Annotated in this window: 16 protein-coding genes; 9 read left to right on the forward strand and 7 right to left on the reverse strand. The window is 57.0% G+C overall.

Going from position 1 to position 17086, the window contains the following annotated elements; all coding sequences use genetic code 11:
• Window positions 1-66: 66 nt before the first annotated feature.
• The 3 genes from fepC to fepD are packed head-to-tail and all read right to left on the reverse strand — an operon-like array spanning window position 67 to window position 2854.
• Entirely contained in the window at window positions 67-861 is a 795-nt protein-coding gene (gene fepC / locus LZ634_RS01735; RefSeq protein WP_234502011.1) for an iron-enterobactin ABC transporter ATP-binding protein, read from the reverse strand.
• Entirely contained in the window at window positions 858-1850 is a 993-nt protein-coding gene (fepG, locus tag LZ634_RS01740; protein WP_234502012.1) for an iron-enterobactin ABC transporter permease, read from the reverse strand. The genes fepC and fepG overlap by 4 nt, the downstream gene beginning before the upstream one ends.
• Entirely contained in the window at window positions 1847-2854 is a 1008-nt protein-coding gene (gene fepD / locus LZ634_RS01745; RefSeq protein WP_234502013.1) for a Fe(3+)-siderophore ABC transporter permease, read from the reverse strand. The genes fepG and fepD overlap by 4 nt, the downstream gene beginning before the upstream one ends.
• 109 nt (window positions 2855-2963) lie before the next feature.
• Here fepD and entS point away from each other — a divergent pair, with 109 nt between their 5' ends.
• Window positions 2964-4208, forward strand: coding sequence for an enterobactin transporter EntS (gene entS / locus LZ634_RS01750; protein ID WP_234502035.1), 1245 nt, complete (start codon window positions 2964-2966; stop codon window positions 4206-4208).
• Window positions 4209-4255: 47 nt separating this feature from the next.
• On the opposite strand, the gene fepB is transcribed toward entS, so the two are convergent.
• Window positions 4256-5215 (reverse strand): Fe2+-enterobactin ABC transporter substrate-binding protein, encoded by a 960-nt coding sequence (fepB, locus tag LZ634_RS01755; RefSeq protein WP_234502014.1) that lies wholly within the window; start codon window positions 5213-5215, stop codon window positions 4256-4258.
• A gap of 232 nt (window positions 5216-5447) precedes the next feature.
• On the opposite strand from fepB, the gene entC reads away from it, so the two are divergent.
• The 8 genes from entC to LZ634_RS01795 all read left to right on the forward strand — a co-directional run bounded on the left by entC (window position 5448) and on the right by LZ634_RS01795 (window position 14165).
• Window positions 5448-6629 (forward strand): isochorismate synthase EntC, encoded by a 1182-nt coding sequence (entC, locus tag LZ634_RS01760; protein WP_234502015.1) that lies wholly within the window; start codon window positions 5448-5450, stop codon window positions 6627-6629.
• Between the two features lie 14 nt (window positions 6630-6643).
• Complete coding sequence (gene entE, locus LZ634_RS01765) at window positions 6644-8254, forward strand: (2,3-dihydroxybenzoyl)adenylate synthase EntE (RefSeq protein ID WP_234502016.1); 1611 nt, start codon at window positions 6644-6646, stop codon at window positions 8252-8254.
• A gap of 13 nt (window positions 8255-8267) precedes the next feature.
• Complete coding sequence (locus LZ634_RS01770) at window positions 8268-9122, forward strand: isochorismatase (protein WP_234502017.1); 855 nt, start codon at window positions 8268-8270, stop codon at window positions 9120-9122.
• Window positions 9122-9877 carry a 2,3-dihydro-2,3-dihydroxybenzoate dehydrogenase EntA gene (gene entA, locus LZ634_RS01775; protein ID WP_234502018.1) on the forward strand — a complete coding sequence of 252 codons (756 nt, stop codon included), beginning with the start codon at window positions 9122-9124 and terminating at the stop codon, window positions 9875-9877. Before LZ634_RS01770 ends, entA begins: the two co-directional genes overlap by 1 nt.
• Before the next feature lies 1 nt (window position 9878).
• Window positions 9879-10292, forward strand: a complete 414-nt coding sequence (gene entH, locus LZ634_RS01780) for a proofreading thioesterase EntH (RefSeq protein WP_234502019.1) — start codon at window positions 9879-9881, stop codon at window positions 10290-10292.
• A gap of 261 nt (window positions 10293-10553) precedes the next feature.
• The gene (gene cstA / locus LZ634_RS01785) at window positions 10554-12659 is read left to right on the forward strand and encodes a pyruvate/proton symporter CstA (protein ID WP_234502020.1); all 2106 of its coding nucleotides are present in this window, start codon (window positions 10554-10556) and stop codon (window positions 12657-12659) included.
• A 57-nt stretch (window positions 12660-12716) separates the two neighbouring features.
• Entirely contained in the window at window positions 12717-12914 is a 198-nt protein-coding gene (locus tag LZ634_RS01790) for a YbdD/YjiX family protein (protein WP_052284779.1), read from the forward strand.
• A gap of 90 nt (window positions 12915-13004) precedes the next feature.
• Window positions 13005-14165 (forward strand): pyridoxal phosphate-dependent aminotransferase, encoded by a 1161-nt coding sequence (locus tag LZ634_RS01795; protein WP_234502021.1) that lies wholly within the window; start codon window positions 13005-13007, stop codon window positions 14163-14165.
• On the opposite strand, the gene LZ634_RS01800 is transcribed toward LZ634_RS01795, so the two are convergent.
• The 3 genes from LZ634_RS01800 to citR all read right to left on the reverse strand — a co-directional run bounded on the left by LZ634_RS01800 (window position 14166) and on the right by citR (window position 17039).
• Window positions 14166-14792 (reverse strand): IbrB-like domain-containing protein, encoded by a 627-nt coding sequence (locus LZ634_RS01800; RefSeq protein ID WP_234502022.1) that lies wholly within the window; start codon window positions 14790-14792, stop codon window positions 14166-14168.
• On the reverse strand, window positions 14777-16000 hold the full coding sequence (locus LZ634_RS01805; RefSeq protein WP_234502023.1) for a phosphoadenosine phosphosulfate reductase: 1224 nt from the start codon (window positions 15998-16000) through the stop codon (window positions 14777-14779). Before LZ634_RS01805 ends, LZ634_RS01800 begins: the two co-directional genes overlap by 16 nt.
• Before the next feature lie 124 nt (window positions 16001-16124).
• Window positions 16125-17039 carry a DNA-binding transcriptional repressor CitR gene (citR, locus tag LZ634_RS01810; RefSeq protein ID WP_234502024.1) on the reverse strand — a complete coding sequence of 305 codons (915 nt, stop codon included), beginning with the start codon at window positions 17037-17039 and terminating at the stop codon, window positions 16125-16127.
• Window positions 17040-17086 lie beyond the last annotated feature (47 nt).

The following is a 17086-nucleotide window of genomic DNA, read 5'->3' on the forward strand; positions in this document are numbered from 1 at the left end:
AAACAATTGGCACCGTACGGTTCCCTTTCCCCGATAGTGGGAGGGGGATTCGCAGGTTATCAAACCTCAGCGTCGTCCAAGCGGCACCACCAGCGGCGTATGCGCTACCGGGTCATCAATGATCATGCAGCGCAGCCCATACACCGCTTCAATAAGCTCCGGTGTGACGATCTCTTTCGGTGCGCCTTCCGCGACAATTTTCCCGTCACGCAGGGCAATTAAATGGGTCGCATAGCGGCAGGCCTGGTTTAAATCGTGCAGCACGGCGGCCAGGGTAAAGCCGCGCTCGCGGTTGAGTTCGCTTAACAGCTCCAGCAGGTCTATCTGATGGCTGATATCCAGCCAGGTAGTCGGCTCGTCGAGCAGCATAATCGACGTGTCCTGCGCCAGCACCATCGCAATCCACGCGCGCTGTCGCTGCCCGCCGGAAAGGGTGTCCACGCTTTGACTCGCCAGATTAACAATCCCGGTAGCCTGCATGGCGTTTTGCACCGCGTCTTCATCTTCCTGACGCCAGCGGCTAAACAGCGGCTGGTGCGGATAGCGACCGCGCGCCACCAGCTCCTGAACCGAAATATCACCCGGCGTGGTGGCGTTTTGTGCCAGCAGGCCAATCCGTCGCGCCACCTCTTTGCTGGCGTAATGCTGGATCTCTTCGCCATCAAGATAAACGTGGCCCTGCGTCGGCGTCATCAGACGGCTGAGCGTGCGCAGCAGCGTCGATTTCCCGCAGCCGTTGGGGCCGATAATGGCGGTGAAATGACCATCCGGGATGGTGACGTTCAGCGACTCGGCAATGGTTTTTTTACCGTAGGCGAGGGTTAACTGGTCGCCGCGCAAACGGGCTACGTGGTCGGTCATTTTTTGCGAGACTCCTGAATAAGCAACACGATGAGGTAGATACCGCCAAGGCTGACGGTCACAACGCCCACCGGAAGTTGGTAAGGCAAGAACAGCTGCTGGGCGCAGAAATCGGCGGCGGCCAGCAGCACGGCACCGCAGAGCGCAGCCTGGGTTAGCCCCCAGCGCGCGGTGCCGCTAAGGCGATGGGCAATGTGCGGTGCAACCAGCGCGATAAACGAAATCGGCCCGGCCAGCGCGGTGGCGGCAGCGGTTAACACCACAGCAATCAGCATCAACAGCAGGCGGGAATACTCTACGCGGACGCCCAACGCGCAGGCGCTATCGTCACCCATTTCTAACAAGCGCAGGCGGCGAACCAGCAGCGCTGAGCCTATGAGGGCGACGACCATCAGCGGCGCGGCGGGCCAGATTTTTGCCCAGGTTAGCCCGTTGAGCGAGCCGGAAAACCACAGTCCAGCGGATACCGCGGTCTCCAGCGATGCCCGCAGCAGCAGCCAGGTGTTGAATGCCATCAGCATCGCGCGGATGCCAATGCCGATAATAATCAGCCGGAAGGTGTCGATGCCGTTGCGCCACGCCAGCGCCCATACCAGCAGCGAGGTGACAATGCCCCCGGCCATCGCGGCCAGCGTAATGGTGGTGAGATTCTGGCCGAAGAAAACCAGCGCCACCAGCACGCCGCTCCACGCGCCGGTGTTGAAGCCCATCACGTCCGGGCTCCCTAGCGGGTTGCGCATCAACGACTGGAAGATAGCGCCACTCACGCCGAGTGCCGCGCCAATCAGCAGCGCCATCATTACGCGCGGCAAGCGCCACTCGGTCACGACCATGGTAATAGCGCGGGGTGCATCGCCGAACAGAGCCGAGAAAATTTGTGACAATTCCAGCGTCACCGCGCCGCTGCGCAGGCTTAGCAGCGTGAGCAACAAGCATGAGGCGAGCAACAGTAGACAGCTAATTATTAAACGGCGGGAAGGTGTGGTCATCGGACACCTCCGTTTGCCTTACGACGGACAAGGAAAATCAGCACCGGCGCGCCAATAAAGGCGCTGACCACCGAAACGCGCAGTTCGCCGGGCACCAGCAGGCGGCCAATAATATCGGCAAATAGCAGTAAAGACGGCGTGGCGAGCAGGGTGACCGGCAGCGACCAGCGGTGGTCCGCGCCGACCAGCCAGCGGGCGATATGCGGCATCATCAGGCCAATAAAGGCGATAGGCCCCACCACCGACGTGGCGCTGGCGCACAAAATCGTAATCACCAGCAGTCCGGTAATTTGCGTGCGCGCCACTTTGCTACCCAGCGCGGTAGCGGTGTCGGTACCGAGGCTCAGGCTATTGAGCGAGCGGCTCATCATTAGCGCCACGGCGCCGGCAATCAGAACCGGCACAAGGACGGTTTTCAGGGTTTGCAGAGTGCGAATATCCAAAGAACCGGCCTGCCAGAAACGCAGCTGATCGTAAACGTCGGGGTTCAGCAGGGCGATACCGTTGGCGAAACCTTCCAGCACCGCGGCGAGCGCCACGCCCGCCAGCGTTAAGCGTACCGGGCTGAGTTGGCCGCCGCCAGCGCTGCCGGTGAAGGCCACAATGAGCGAGGCAACCAATGCGCCGCAAAAGGCCATTGCCAGCTGTTCCTGCGGTGATGAAATACCGAGCAGCGCCGCGCCGAGGACGATAGCAAAGCTCGCACCGGCGTTAACGCCGAGAATGCCCGGGTCGGCAAGGGGGTTACGCGTGAGGGTTTGCATCAGTGCGCCGGCCAGGCCCAGAGCGCCACCGGCGAGCAGTCCGGCCAACGTACGCGGCAGACGGGCGTCGAGCACAATAATGCAGTCGGCGCTTTGACAGGTGCCGCTGAGAGCATCCACAACGACGGAAATCGGTAGTGGTTTAGCGCCAATCAATAAGCTGAGGGTAACGGCGAGAAACAGCAGTATCAACAAACCGGGCAGCGTTATGGCACGCAGCACGGGGGTGGAAAACGACATGGTGACATCCCTGATGTGATAATGATAGTGATTATCGTTATCTATCTTATTCGTTTATGGTAGCATGAGCGCCCCTGGAAAGGGTATGAAAAAAATACAAGGCCTTGTAATGAACCGACAATCCCGGCTCCTTGATCTGAGCCTGCTCAAAACACATCCGGCTTTCCGCGCCGTCTTTATCGCCCGTTTTATCTCCATTCTTTCATTGGGCCTGCTCGGCGTAGCCGTGCCGGTCCAAATCCAAATGATGACCCACTCGACCTGGCAGGTTGGGCTATCGGTGACGCTGACCGGCGGCGCGATGTTTGTCGGCCTGATGGTCGGCGGCGTGCTGGCCGACCGCTACGAGCGCCGTAAGCTGATTCTGCTGGCACGCGGCACCTGCGGCGTGGGCTTTATCGGCCTATGGCTGAACGCGCTGCTGCCGGAACCGTCGCTGGTGGCTATTTATCTGCTGGGGCTGTGGGACGGCTTCTTCGCCTCGTTGGGCGTGACCGCGCTGCTGGCGGCAACGCCGGCGCTGGTGGGGCGTGACAACCTGATGCAGGCCGGGGCGATCACTATGCTCACGGTGCGCCTGGGTTCGGTAATTTCACCGATGGTCGGCGGTCTGCTGCTGGCCTCCGGCGGCGTGTCGTGGAACTACCTGCTGGCGGCGCTTGGCACCTTCATCACCACGTTGACGCTGCTGCGTTTACCGCAGCTGCCGCCGCCACCGCAGCCGCGTGAACACCCGCTGAAATCGCTGGTGGCCGGTTTTCGTTTTCTGCTCGGCAGCCCGCTGATTGGCGGCATTGCGTTACTGGGCGCGCTGGTCACCATGGCCAGCGCCGTGCGCGTGCTCTATCCGGCGCTGGCGCAGGGTTGGGCGATGTCGGCGTCGCAGATAGGCCTGCTGTATGCGGCCATCCCGCTGGGGGCAGCCTTTGGCGCGCTGACCAGCGGGCGGCTGGCGCAAAATGAGCGCCCAGGCTGGATTATGCTGCTGGCAACCGTCGGCGCGTTTGTGGCCGTTGGCCTGTTCGCCGTGATGCCGCACTGGACGCTGGCGATGGTGTGTCTGGCACTGTTTGGCTGGCTGAGCGCCATCAGTTCGCTGTTGCAATACACCCTGATTCAGACTCAGACGCCCGAGGCGATGCTGGGACGCATTAACGGCCTGTGGACCGCACAGAACGTCACCGGCGATGCTATCGGTGCGGCGCTACTGGGTGGGCTGGGGGCGATTCTGACCCCGGTGGCTTCCGCCAGCGTCAGCGGTTGGGGGCTGGCAATTGTCGGTGGGATTTTACTGCTGGCGCTGGGTGAGCTGCGTCGATTTAAGCGTGACCTTCCGCCGTCAACGCAAGCCTGATGGCGATGGGATTCCGGCCTACAGCATGGTGCAGGCCGGATAAGCGCTTAGCCAAACAGTGCCGACAGGCGTTGTAACACGCGGGTGGCGCTGTAGTAGTCCAGACGGAAGGTTTCAGTGCCCAGCGCGTAAACGTGCTTGTTTTTCACCGCCGGCAGATGGGCCAGCAGCGGGTTGGCATAGATCGCGTCAACGTCCTTTTGGTCACCGGCAAACAGGAACAGGCTTTCACCGTTCAGACCGGTTGCCAGATTTTCACCGCCAAGCTGAATGATGTCGTGGCGCTTGCCTTGGCTCTGGCTGGCATGCAGGCCGGCCGGAAGGGCTGCCTGGGTGAAGCCGAGCTGCTTAAGGAACTGCCCCTGAGCGGATTCGCTGGTCCACAGGTTTGCGCTGTGGGCGGCGGCAGTATAGACCAGCGCGCTCACCGGCTGCGGCGGCAGTTTAATTTGCTGTTTCACCGTCGCAAGCTGTTTGTCGAAGGCGGCAATACGATCGGCAGCCTGTTTCTCCTGGCCGGTCATTTGCCCGAGCTGGGTCAGCAGCGCCTGCCAGCTTTTATCGTCATAGTTGACGATAAGCGTCGGGGCGATGGTGGAGAGCTGGTCGTACAGCGCCAGCGCCGAGTCACCGCCGGTAGCGCTAATCAAAATGAGATCCGGCATTTGCGCGGCGACGGCTTCGGCACTTGGCTCACCGATATACAGGCGGGTCAGCTTGCGCGCTTTAGCCACATCGCCCCATTGGCGCAGAAAACCCTGGTCATCGGCGACGCGATTATTTGGCGTGGTTGCGCCGCTGGCGACTACCGGGGCGTCAATGGCCAGCAGCGAGCCGGTCAGGGTCACGCTGGTGGAGACGATACGCGTGGGTTTGTGCTCCAGCGTATGGACGCCGCGGCTGTCGGTAATCTGTCGCGGCCAGTCTGCTGCCTGGGCTGAGGCTAATCCCAAAACGCTAAAGCCTGCGAGGAGTGCGGCGGTACGCCACAGGGCGGTGAAGTTCACGGACAAGTCCTGGTTATGGTTGGTTAATGCTTCTCATTTTCAACTATTGTCCCGCCCCGATGCAAGCGCTCTGCGCGCGAACAGGGAGAACAACATCGGGCATACGACGATGCTATTAAGCACAAGATGCTGCTTCGTCCTGTTGACATACGAAGCGTTTACTTTTAGGTTACCGAACCAAAATATAAATGATAATTATTCGTAATATCTTTATCGTTTTTTGGAGGATGATATGGAAACGTCACTGGCCGCGGAAACGCAAAAACAGCAGGATCAGGCCACGATTGCGGCCGACAGCTTTTTCTTTATGTCGCCGTTTCGCAGTTTTACTACGTCTGGCTGCTTCACGCGTTTTACCTGCCCGGCGGAAGGGGGCGATGCGTCCGACAGTGCCTTCCAGCAAGGGTTAGCGTCGGCATTTGCCGCGGCAAAAGCTGCCGGGATTGAAAACCCGGTGATGGTAGGTGCGATCCCATTCGATACCCGCCAGCCTTCCGCGCTGTTTATTCCTGAGCGCTGTGAAACCTTTTCGCGAACCGCAAAACAGAAGTCGTCACGCTACAGCGTTTCACGCGAGCCGATGATCGTGACCGCGCGTCAGGAGATCCCCGAGCACCCGATATTCCTCGATATGGTCGCACAAGCGGCTGCGCTGACGGCCACGCCACAGGTCGATAAAGTGGTGCTTTCGCGACTGATTGATATCACCGCCGAGCAGACGCTGGACAGCGGCGCGTTGCTGGAGCGCTTGGTGGCGCAGAACCCGGCGAGCTTTAACTTCCACGTTCCGTTGCCCGATGGCGGCGTGCTGCTGGGCGCAAGCCCGGAACTGCTGCTGCGTAAAGAGGGCAATCATTACAGCTCGCTGCCGCTGGCCGGTTCCGCCCGTCGCCAGCCGGATGACGTGCTGGATCGTGAAGCGGGCAACCGCCTGCTGGCCTCGGAAAAAGACCGTCACGAACACGAACTGGTGACCCAGTCGATGAAACAGACGCTGGCACCGCGCAGCCTGCAGCTGTCGTTGCCGCAAACGCCACAGCTGGTCAACACGCCAACCCTGTGGCACCTCGCGACCCCGATTGAAGGTGAGGCGAAAGCCGAGGAAAACGCGCTGTCTCTGGCCTGTCTTCTGCACCCAACGCCGGCGCTGAGCGGTTTCCCGCATCAGGTGGCCAAACAGGTGATTGCCGAGCTGGAGCCGTTTGAGCGCGATCTGTTCGGCGGCATCGTCGGCTGGTGCGACAGCGAAGGCAACGGCGAGTGGGTGGTTACTATCCGCTGCGCGCGGGTGAAGGATAACGGCGTGCGCCTGTTTGCTGGAGCTGGCATTGTCCCTGCTTCATCGCCAGAGTCTGAATGGCGCGAAACCGGCGTCAAACTTTCTACCATGCTAAACGTATTTGGCCTGCACTAGGAGCTTCCCCCATTATGACCGTGGAATTTACCCGCTGGCCGGACGCGCTCGCGGCGCGCTATCGCGAAAAAGGCTACTGGCAGGATCTGCCGTTGACCGAAATGCTGACCCGCCATGCGGACAGCGATGCGATTGCGGTGATTGATGGCGAACGCCAGATTAGCTACCGCCAGTTAAACCAGTCCGTTGATAACCTTGCCGCCGCATTGCAGCGGCAGGGGCTTAAGCGTGGCGAAACCGCGCTGGTACAGCTGGGCAATATTGCTGAATTTTATACCACGCTGTTTGCGCTGCTGAAAATCGGCGTCGCGCCGGTGAATGCGCTGTTCAGCCATCAGCGTAATGAACTGAACGCCTACGCCGAACAGATTGCCCCGGCCGCGCTGATTGCCGACCGCAACCATGCGCTGTTCAGCGACGATGCATTTTTGAATGCTTTCTGCGAGCAGTTCCGCTCCGTGCGCGTGGTGTTGTTGCGTAACGACACAGAGGAACACGCGCTGGAGGCTGCGATAGCGCATCCGGCAGGAGATTTCGTCCCGACGCCGACTGCCGCCGATGAAGTGGCCTTTTTTCAGCTTTCGGGCGGCAGTACCGGCACGCCGAAACTTATTCCGCGTACCCACAATGACTATTACTACAGCATTCGTCGCAGTAATGAGGTGTGCCGTTTTGATGCGCAAACGCGTTATCTGTGTGCGATCCCGTCGGCGCACAACTACGCCATGAGCTCGCCGGGCGCGCTGGGCGTGTTCCTCGCCGAAGGCGCGGTGGTGCTGGCGGCGGATCCTAGCCCAACGCTGTGTTTCCCGCTAATTGAAAAGCATCAGGTTAATGTTGCCGCGCTGGTGCCTCCGGCGGTGAGTCTGTGGCTACAGGCGATTACCGAGTGGGGGAGCAATGCCCAGCTTCGTTCACTGACGCTGTTGCAGGTTGGCGGTGCGCGTCTGTCGGCGACGCTGGCGGCGCGCATTCCTGCCGAGATTGGCTGCCAGCTGCAGCAGGTGTTTGGCATGGCGGAAGGTCTGGTGAACTACACCCGTCTTGACGACAGCGAAGAAAAAATTCTCAACACCCAGGGCTATCCGATGTGTCCGGATGATGAAGTGTGGGTGGCGGACGCAGACGGTAACCCGCTGCCGCGCGGCGAGGTTGGTCGACTGATGACCCGCGGCCCGTACACCTTCCGTGGCTACTATAAAAGCCCGCAGCACAATGCCAGCGCCTTTGACGCCGACGGTTTTTACTGCTCTGGCGATCTTATCTCCATTGACGAAGACGGCTACATCACCGTGGAAGGGCGTGAGAAAGATCAGATTAACCGCGGCGGCGAGAAAATTGCCGCCGAAGAGATTGAAAACCTGCTGCTGCGCCATGAATCGGTGGTTTACGCGGCGCTGGTCAGTATGGAAGACACCCTGCTGGGTGAAAAAAGCTGCGCCTATCTGGTGGTGAAAGAGCCGCTGCGCGCAGTCCAGGTGCGCCGCTTCCTGCGCGAGCAGGGCGTGGCCGAATTTAAACTGCCGGACAGAGTGGAGTGTGTGGATGAACTGCCGCTGACCCACGTCGGTAAAGTCGATAAAAAACAATTACGTCAGTGGCTGGCCAGCCGCTCGCAGGGCTGAAGGAGAAAATAACATGGCGATTCCAAAACTACAGGGCTATGCGCTGCCAACCGCGCTGGATCTTCCTGATAACAAGGTTAACTGGGCTTTTGAACCGGCTCGTGCGGCGCTGCTGATTCACGATATGCAGGAGTATTTCCTCAACTTCTGGGGTGACGATAGTGAGATGATGGATACGGTGGTTGCCAACATCGCCGCGCTGCGTGATTTCTGCAAAAAGAATGGCATTCCGGTGTACTACACCGCACAGCCAAAAGAGCAGAGCGATGAAGACCGTGCGCTGCTCAATGATATGTGGGGACCGGGGTTGACCCGTTCGCCTGAACAGCAGCGGGTCATTGCTAAGCTGGCCCCGGACGATGCGGACACGGTACTGGTGAAATGGCGCTACAGCGCGTTTCACCGCTCGCCGCTGGAGCAGATGCTCAAAGAGAGCGGGCGCGACCAGCTGATCATTACCGGCGTGTATGCACACATTGGCTGCATGACCACCGCGACTGACGCGTTTATGCGCGATATTAAACCGTTCTTTGTCGCCGATGCGCTGGCAGATTTCAGCCGCGATGAGCACCTGATGTCGCTGAAATATGTGGCCGGTCGCAGCGGTCGCGTAGTGATGACCGATGAACTGCTGCCGTCCATTCCCGCCAGCAAAGAAGCGCTGCGGGCGCTGGTGCTGCCGCTGCTGGATGAATCGGACGAACCGTTCGACGACGATAACCTGATTGATTACGGTCTCGACTCGGTACGCATGATGGCGCTGGCCGCTCGCTGGCGTAAAGCGCACGGCGATATCGACTTCGTGATGCTGGCGAAAAATCCGACCATCGATGCCTGGTGGGCGCTGCTTTCTCGCGAGGTGAAATAATGGCCGGGCTGGATTTTAACGGCCAGACCGTGTGGGTCACCGGTGCCGGAAAAGGTATCGGTCACGCCACCGCGCTGGCGTTTGTTGAAGCCGGTGCCACGGTTATCGGCTTCGATCTGGCGTTTGATGGCGATGATTATCCGTTTGCCACCGAAGTGCTGGACGTGGCGGATGCGCAGCAGGTCGCGCAGGTGTGCGGACGGGTGCTGGCGAAAACCGAGCGGCTTGACGTGCTGGTTAACGCCGCCGGGATCCTGCGTATGGGCGCCACGGATACCTTAAGCCTTGCCGACTGGCAGCAGACCTTTGCGGTGAACGTGGGCGGCGCATTTAACCTGTTCCAGCAGACGATGGCGCAGTTCCGTCGCCAGCAGGGCGGGGCAATTGTAACCGTCGCCTCTGATGCTGCGCACACACCGCGCATGGGCATGAGTGCCTACGGTGCATCGAAAGCGGCGTTGAAAAGCCTGGCGCTGACCGTCGGTCTTGAACTCGCTAGCGCCGGGGTTCGATGCAATATCGTCTCGCCTGGCTCCACCGACACCGATATGCAGCGCGTGCTGTGGGTGAGCGATGACGCCGAGCAGCAGCGAATCCGCGGTTTTGCCGAGCAGTTTAAGCTGGGTATTCCACTGGGTAAAATCGCTCGCCCGCACGAGATCGCAAATACCATTTTGTTCCTCGCATCCAGCAGCGCCAGCCACATCACGCTGCAGGATATCGTGGTGGACGGTGGTTCAACGTTAGGGGCTTGAGATGATCTGGAAACGTCATTTAACGCTCGATGAGCTGAACGCCACCAGCGAGAACACCATGGTGGCGCATCTGGGGATTGTTTATACCCACATTGGGGACGACAGCCTGGAAGCGGTCATGCCGGTTGATAGCCGGACGCATCAGCCGTTTGGCCTGCTGCACGGCGGCGCGTCGGCGGCGCTGGCGGAGACGTTAGGGTCGATGGCGGGTTTTCTGATGACCCGCGACGGCCAGTGCGTGGTAGGGACCGAGCTTAATGCATCGCACCATCGCCCGGTCTCGCAGGGACAGGTGCGCGCGGTGTGTCAGCCGCTGCATCTTGGCCGCCAAAGCCAGAGCTGGGAGATTGTGGTGTTTGATGAGCAGGGGCGGCGCTGCTGCACCTGTCGTTTAGGCACCGCAGTCCTGGGCTAAGCATTAAATGGATGGGACGGAGGGGAAGGCCGAATACGCGCTACGCCATCCGTCCTGTCCTCCAATTCATTCATATCACGAGCAGTTCACCCTTCTTCCCGCGATAATTCAGCCATTTTCCGCCGTTAAGTGATCTTGTTAACAATGTGATGTAAATGTCAGGTTCCCTTCCTGTTCATATCGGTTTCAAGGATGTTAAATCAGAGGTGTTGCTATGGACACAAAATGTAACATCCTCTGCTACTGATACGGACAATAACTATGAACAATTCAGGGAAATACCTTATATGGGCATTGCTCTCCATTGTTGGAGCCTTTGCCCTTGGCTATATCGCGCTTAATCGCGGTGAACAGATAAATGCGCTGTGGATAGTCGTGGCGGCGGTTTGCGTGTATCTCATCGCCTACCGTTTTTACGGTCTCTACATTGCGAAAAATGTGCTGCAGGTTGACCCAACGCGTATGACGCCAGCCGTGCGTCATAACGATGGTCTCGACTATGTTCCAACGGACAAAAAGGTGCTGTTTGGTCACCACTTCGCGGCGATTGCCGGGGCAGGCCCGCTGGTGGGGCCGGTGCTGGCGGCGCAGATGGGCTATCTGCCGGGCATGATCTGGCTGTTGGCCGGGGTGGTGCTGGCGGGGGCGGTGCAGGACTTTATGGTGCTGTTCGTTTCTACCCGTCGTGACGGCCGCTCGCTGGGTGAGTTGGTCAAGGAAGAGATGGGACCAACGGCCGGGGTGATTGCGCTGATTGCCACCTTTATGATTATGGTGATCATTCTGGCGGTGCTGGCGATGATCGTGGTGAAAGCGCTGACCCACAGCCCGTGGGGTACCTACACCGTGGCCTTTACCATCCCGCTGGCGCTGTTTATGGGCGTCTACATTCGCTATCTGCGCCCGGGGCGTATTGGTGAAGTGTCGGTGATTGGCCTCGTGCTGCTGGTGTTTGCCATTATTTCCGGTGGCTGGGTAGCGGCGAGCGAAACCTGGGCTCCGTGGTTCGACTATACCGGCGTACAGCTGACCTGGATGCTGGTTGGCTACGGTTTCGTGGCATCGGTGCTGCCGGTGTGGCTGCTGCTGGCTCCGCGTGACTACCTTTCAACCTTCTTAAAAATCGGCACCATCGTCGGTCTGGCGATTGGTATTCTGATTATGCGTCCAACCCTGACCATGCCAGCGTTGACTAAATTCATCGATGGCACTGGCCCGGTATGGACCGGCGATCTGTTCCCGTTCCTGTTTATCACTATCGCCTGTGGCGCGGTGTCAGGCTTCCACGCGCTGATCGCTTCCGGCACCACGCCGAAGATGCTGGCGAACGAAGGCCAGGCCTGCTTTATCGGCTACGGCGGCATGTTAATGGAATCCTTCGTTGCCATAATGGCGCTGGTTTCTGCCTGTATTATCGACCCGGGCGTCTACTTCGCGATGAACAGCCCGATGGCGGTGCTGGCACCTGCGGGGACCGCTGACGTCGTGGCTTCTGCCGCTCAGGTGGTGAGCAGCTGGGGCTTTGCGGTAACGCCGGATCTGCTGCATCAGATTGCCAACGAAGTGGGGGAACAGTCAATTGTCTCCCGTGCAGGCGGCGCTCCAACGCTGGCGGTAGGGATGGCTTACATCCTTCACGGCGCGCTGGGCGGACTGATGGACGTGTCGTTCTGGTATCACTTCGCCATTCTGTTTGAAGCACTGTTTATCCTGACGGCGGTGGATGCCGGTACCCGTGCGGCGCGCTTTATGCTGCAGGATCTGCTGGGCGTCATCAACCCAGGGCTTAAGCGTACCGACTCGCTGCCTGCCAACTTACTGGCGACGGCGCTGTGCGTGTTGGCCTGGGGTTACTTCCTGCACCAAGGGGTGGTTGACCCGCTGGGCGGCATTAATACCCTGTGGCCGCTGTTCGGTATTGCGAACCAGATGCTGGCAGGTATGGCGCTGATGCTCTGTGCGGTGGTACTGTTCAAGATGAAACGTCAGCGCTATGCGTGGGTGGCCCTGGTGCCAACGGCATGGCTGCTTATCTGTACGCTGGTGGCGGGCTGGCAGAAATCGTTCAGCGCCGATACCAAAGTGGGCTTCCTGGCGATTGCCAATAAGTTCCAGGCGATGATCGACAGCGGCAATATTCCTCCGCAGTACACCGAATCGCAGCTGTCACAGCTGGTGTTTAACAACCGTCTCGATGCGGGCCTCACGATGTTCTTTATGGTGGTGGTCGTGGTACTGGCGGTGTTCTCAATTAAAACCGCACTGGCGGCGCTGAAAGAGGACAAACCGACGGCGAAAGAGACCCCGTATGAGCCGATGCCGGCCGATGCGGAGAATCTGGTTGCTGCGGCGAAACGCGCCCATTAATGTCACACATAACCCGGCCTCGCAGTGCGAAGCCGGGTTAACTTAAAAGGAAAAACTATGTTCGATACCCTTTCTAAAGCCGGTAAATACCTCGGCCAGGCGGCAAAAATGATGATTGGCGTGCCGGACTACGATAACTACGTCGAACATATGCGTATCAATCATCCCGATCAGACGCCGATGACCTATGAAGCCTTTTTCCGCGATCGTCAGGATGCGCGTTACGGTGGCAAAGGTGGCGCTAAGTGCTGTTAATGCATTTAGACATCTAAACGTCTTGATTGCCAAGCCCGCTCACCGTGTTATATTGCTGTTAACACAGGTTCTTCGAGCGGCAGATAACCCATGACAACAAAGCAACTCATCCCTCAAAGCAAACTCCCCAATCTCGGTACGACGATATTTACCCAGATGAGCGCGCTGGCGCAAAAGCACCAGGCCATTAACCTTTCCCAGGGATTCCCGGATTTCGACGGCCCGAGCTATCTTCAGGAACGGCTGGCGCGCCACGTGGCCAGCGGAGCAAACCAATATGCGCCGATGACCGGTGCGCTGGCGCTGCGTGAGGCTATCGCCGAGAAAACTACGGCGCTGTATGGCCACACGCCGGACGTGAATAGCGACATCACGGTAACTGCGGGGGCGACCGAAGCACTATATGCGGCAATCACTGCGCTGGTGCGTGAGGGTGATGAGGTTATCTGTTTTGACCCTAGCTACGATAGCTATGCCCCGGCGGTCGAACTTTCTGGCGGTATTGTGAAGCGTATCGCGCTACAGCCACCGCATTTTCGCGTCGACTGGCAGGCGTTTAGCGCACAGTTAAGTGATAAGACCCGGCTGGTTATTCTCAACACGCCGCATAATCCGTCGGCGACGGTGTGGCAGTCTGCAGATTTTGACGCACTCTGGCAGGCAATCGCCGAGCGGGAGATTTACGTACTCAGTGACGAAGTGTATGAGCACATCTGTTTTGCCGACGAGGGCCACGCCAGCGTGCTGGCGCACCCGGCGCTTCGCGAGCGAGCGGTCGCTGTGTCGTCGTTTGGTAAAACCTATCATATGACCGGCTGGAAGGTGGGTTACTGCGTTGCGCCTGCGGCAATTAGCGCCGAACTTCGCAAGGTACACCAGTATCTGACCTTTGCCGTCAATACCCCGGCGCAGCTGGCGCTAGCGGATATGCTGCGCGCCGAGCCTGAGCATTATCGGCAATTGCCTGATTTTTACCGCGCGCGGCGCGATCTGTTTATTGACGCCTTGAGCCAGAGCCGATTGAAGCTGCTGCCCTGCGAAGGTACTTACTTCCTGCTTGCAGACTACAGCGCCATTTCCTCTGTGGATGATGTGAGCTTCTGCCAGTGGCTAACCACAGAAGTTGGCGTGGCGGCGATACCGCTATCGGTATTCTGCGCAGATCCATTCCCACATAAGCTGATTCGACTGTGTTTTGCCAAGCAGGAATCAACGCTATTGGCCGCTGCCGAACGCCTGTGCCGCCTGTAGTTATTTCACCGTCCAGGCCTGTGAGAACTGGCGATTGCCAAACATTTCGCACAGGCCGTTTATCTGCTTTAAGCGTAGGATTTCGTCGGCATCCATCCCCAGTTCCAGCCCCATTTTTTCATCGCTCCAGCCGAGCTGGCTGAGTTCACGCACAATTTCTGACATCGCGTTTATTTGATGACGCCCGCGTGCGCGATTATGGCGAATCGTCGCGGCCATTCTCGCTGACAGTGAACAGTTAGATTGCTCCATCTGCGTTACCGGGAGGTAGCCGTGAAAACGTGTTTTCAACACCGCTTTTGAATGAGCCAGCAGATGGCGATGAAAGCCATCGACGATTTCAAAGTGCCTGTCGTTTTTCTTAACCACGACGATGGGTTGGGTAAAACCATCCGCTTCCAGTGATTTTGTTAGCAGGCGTTTTTCCTGTGGTGCCATGTTGTTTGGGTTGTAGTTGTTGGGCGAAACCAACTCCTCTTTGACCCACAGCACGCAGTCGACAGGCTGATCTTTAAACGGGCTCTCTTCATGTAACGCCTGACGAAACTGATTTAGCGCATCGATTTTTTCCTCAAGCGTGAGCGTTTGCAGATAGAGATGCATTTGCTCTATTAGTTCTTGTCGCATAATAATCCCCATTGCTGACGTTTTTGTTCCATCCGTGTGCGGTAGCGTTGATAGTGGCTGGACTTAGTGGGGCTAAATGACAGCATTCTGCACCAGTAGTCATTATTTAACAGAACCTTACAAATGCGTCGCCATGATGGCACATCCTTTGAACCCAGATCTTTTTCCTGGCTATCAGGAATATCTTCCCAGCCCTGTTTTTGATACCAGCGGAGATAGACGGCAATTTTGTTGCGGTAGTGGTCAGCGGTGGCTTCCGGCATACTTTGCAACAAGAAATGCGCGTAGCTTCGCCAGCTATAGTTTTGTGGTTTCTCAATTTTACGATGCCCGTAGAACTGATTATCTTGCCCGGCATAGATACCGCCGCTGTGTACGCCGCTCACCCGCTGGCACATATCCGCCCATCGTTCTGGTTCCAGGACGTGATAAAGCCACAGCCCCTGGCGTTGTTCAGGGCCAAACGGTTCGCAGATACGCATATAGCGCAGCGGGACGCCAGCCTGAAACATCAGATTGTAAAGCGGATTGTAGGATTGCTGGCTTTTGGCAAACCACGTCCAGATGTCGGCGGTTTTCCAGTCGTAGATAGGGTAGACATACCATGCGTGATTCCCCGGGGCGACGGTGGTCCAGGGCTTATCATCGGCAAAACGGCGTTTGCGCTGGGACGCGATGGTCAAAAACCGATTGTAGGATTCATCGGCACGAATACCCACCATCACCGCAGCCGGTCGCTGCTGGGAAAACCATTCAGCAAATTTCTGCACAAATAATTCGAAGGTGATACCTGGCTGGTAAAAGGGGAAAAAGCCGGGATCGATAATGGCATCTTCTGGCGGCTGTCGCACCCACTTCACACCAGGCTCCCAGCATTGCCACTCAGGTGTAAACTGGGTCAGTGAGTTCTGTGTCGTCAGAGGTAAAGCGACCCAATAAAAGTCTTCAATAATGTCCTTATACAGTTCACGTAACTTTTCACAATGGGTAATGGTGTAAGAAAACTGCGCCTCCCAGTCAATAAATAGTACGCAGATTTTCTTGTTTCGCGCACGGGCAAGCTGCGCCGTTAAATGCAACATGACGGTCGAATCTTTACCGCCGGAAAATGAAACGCAAATACGAGCGAAATTATCTAACGTCCAGGCGATGCGATCATGTGTAGCTTCCAGTACCGACTGGGTTAGCGGGAGTTTGACCATGGACATTCGTAGGCCTTCCTTGTTTACGATTGTAACCAATAAAGTTGAATTCTATACAATACTGCCAATATGAATTGCGGGCATAAATAATTATTTACAGAATGTTTTCCCGCATCGGCTTTGTATTGAATTAATCCATGTCAGAAGAGCCGCTTGATAATTTACCAATTACTCTCGTGAATAGTTCGGAGTTGAGTGAGGCGCGATTATAGAGAGTGTAGATGTTCGTCGAAGGAAGCGGAGTGGACAGTACAACTTCTTTTAAGTGTAGTGACTCCTTCATCAGGATAAAATAAGAGTATGGCATAACGCCTATTAAATCAGTTTTGTGAATAGCATTAATGATTGATATAAATGATGATGAACGAAATGCATATTTGCGCTCTGTCCAGATGCTGTCCATATCGTACTGGTACTGTTTTATCCCCGAGTCAGGTACGTCATAAAGTGTGAATCTTTCTTTTAGCACTTCGTCTAATGTGGCGTGGTTGCCTAGCCGCGGGTGATCTTCCCGGCAGACGAGAATTATCTTCGCTTCGAGAAACTTCTCGCACACAAACGAACGATTGTGGACCGGCGTGGTGGTGAAAATAATATCCGCTTTACGATGGTGTAGCAGGTTCTCTACGCTGTCAGAAGTCGTAGTGAAGTCATGGTATTCAATCTGCAGGTCTGGTTCAGCCAGTATTGCATTCATAAAACTGGCCAGGCGCGGAGTAAAATTCAGTTCAGGTCCGTAGATAACAAACTTTTTTTCAAGTCCGATATCACCCATCATATTAATCGTTTGTTCGAGTTGATTAAGGTTTTTAGACAGGTGCTGATGTAAATTAACGGCAACGGTGGTTGGGGTAATCCCTTTTCCAGAACGCACAAACAGCGGGTCTTTGAGTTGCGTGCGCAGTCGCTGTAGCGATTGGCTCACTGCGGATGGCGTAATAAACAACATTTCGGCTGCTTTGCTGATACTCAGGTGTTGATAAATACATTCGAAAATAACCAGTAAATTAAGATCGAATCGTTTCAGATCATAGAGATTTGCCATAATCTATCCTTATATATTATAGGGTTGCATTCACTTCCCTTATCACT

It is taken from the genome of Kluyvera intermedia (assembly GCF_021440345.1).
GTDB lineage: Bacteria > Pseudomonadota > Gammaproteobacteria > Enterobacterales > Enterobacteriaceae > Kluyvera > Kluyvera intermedia_A.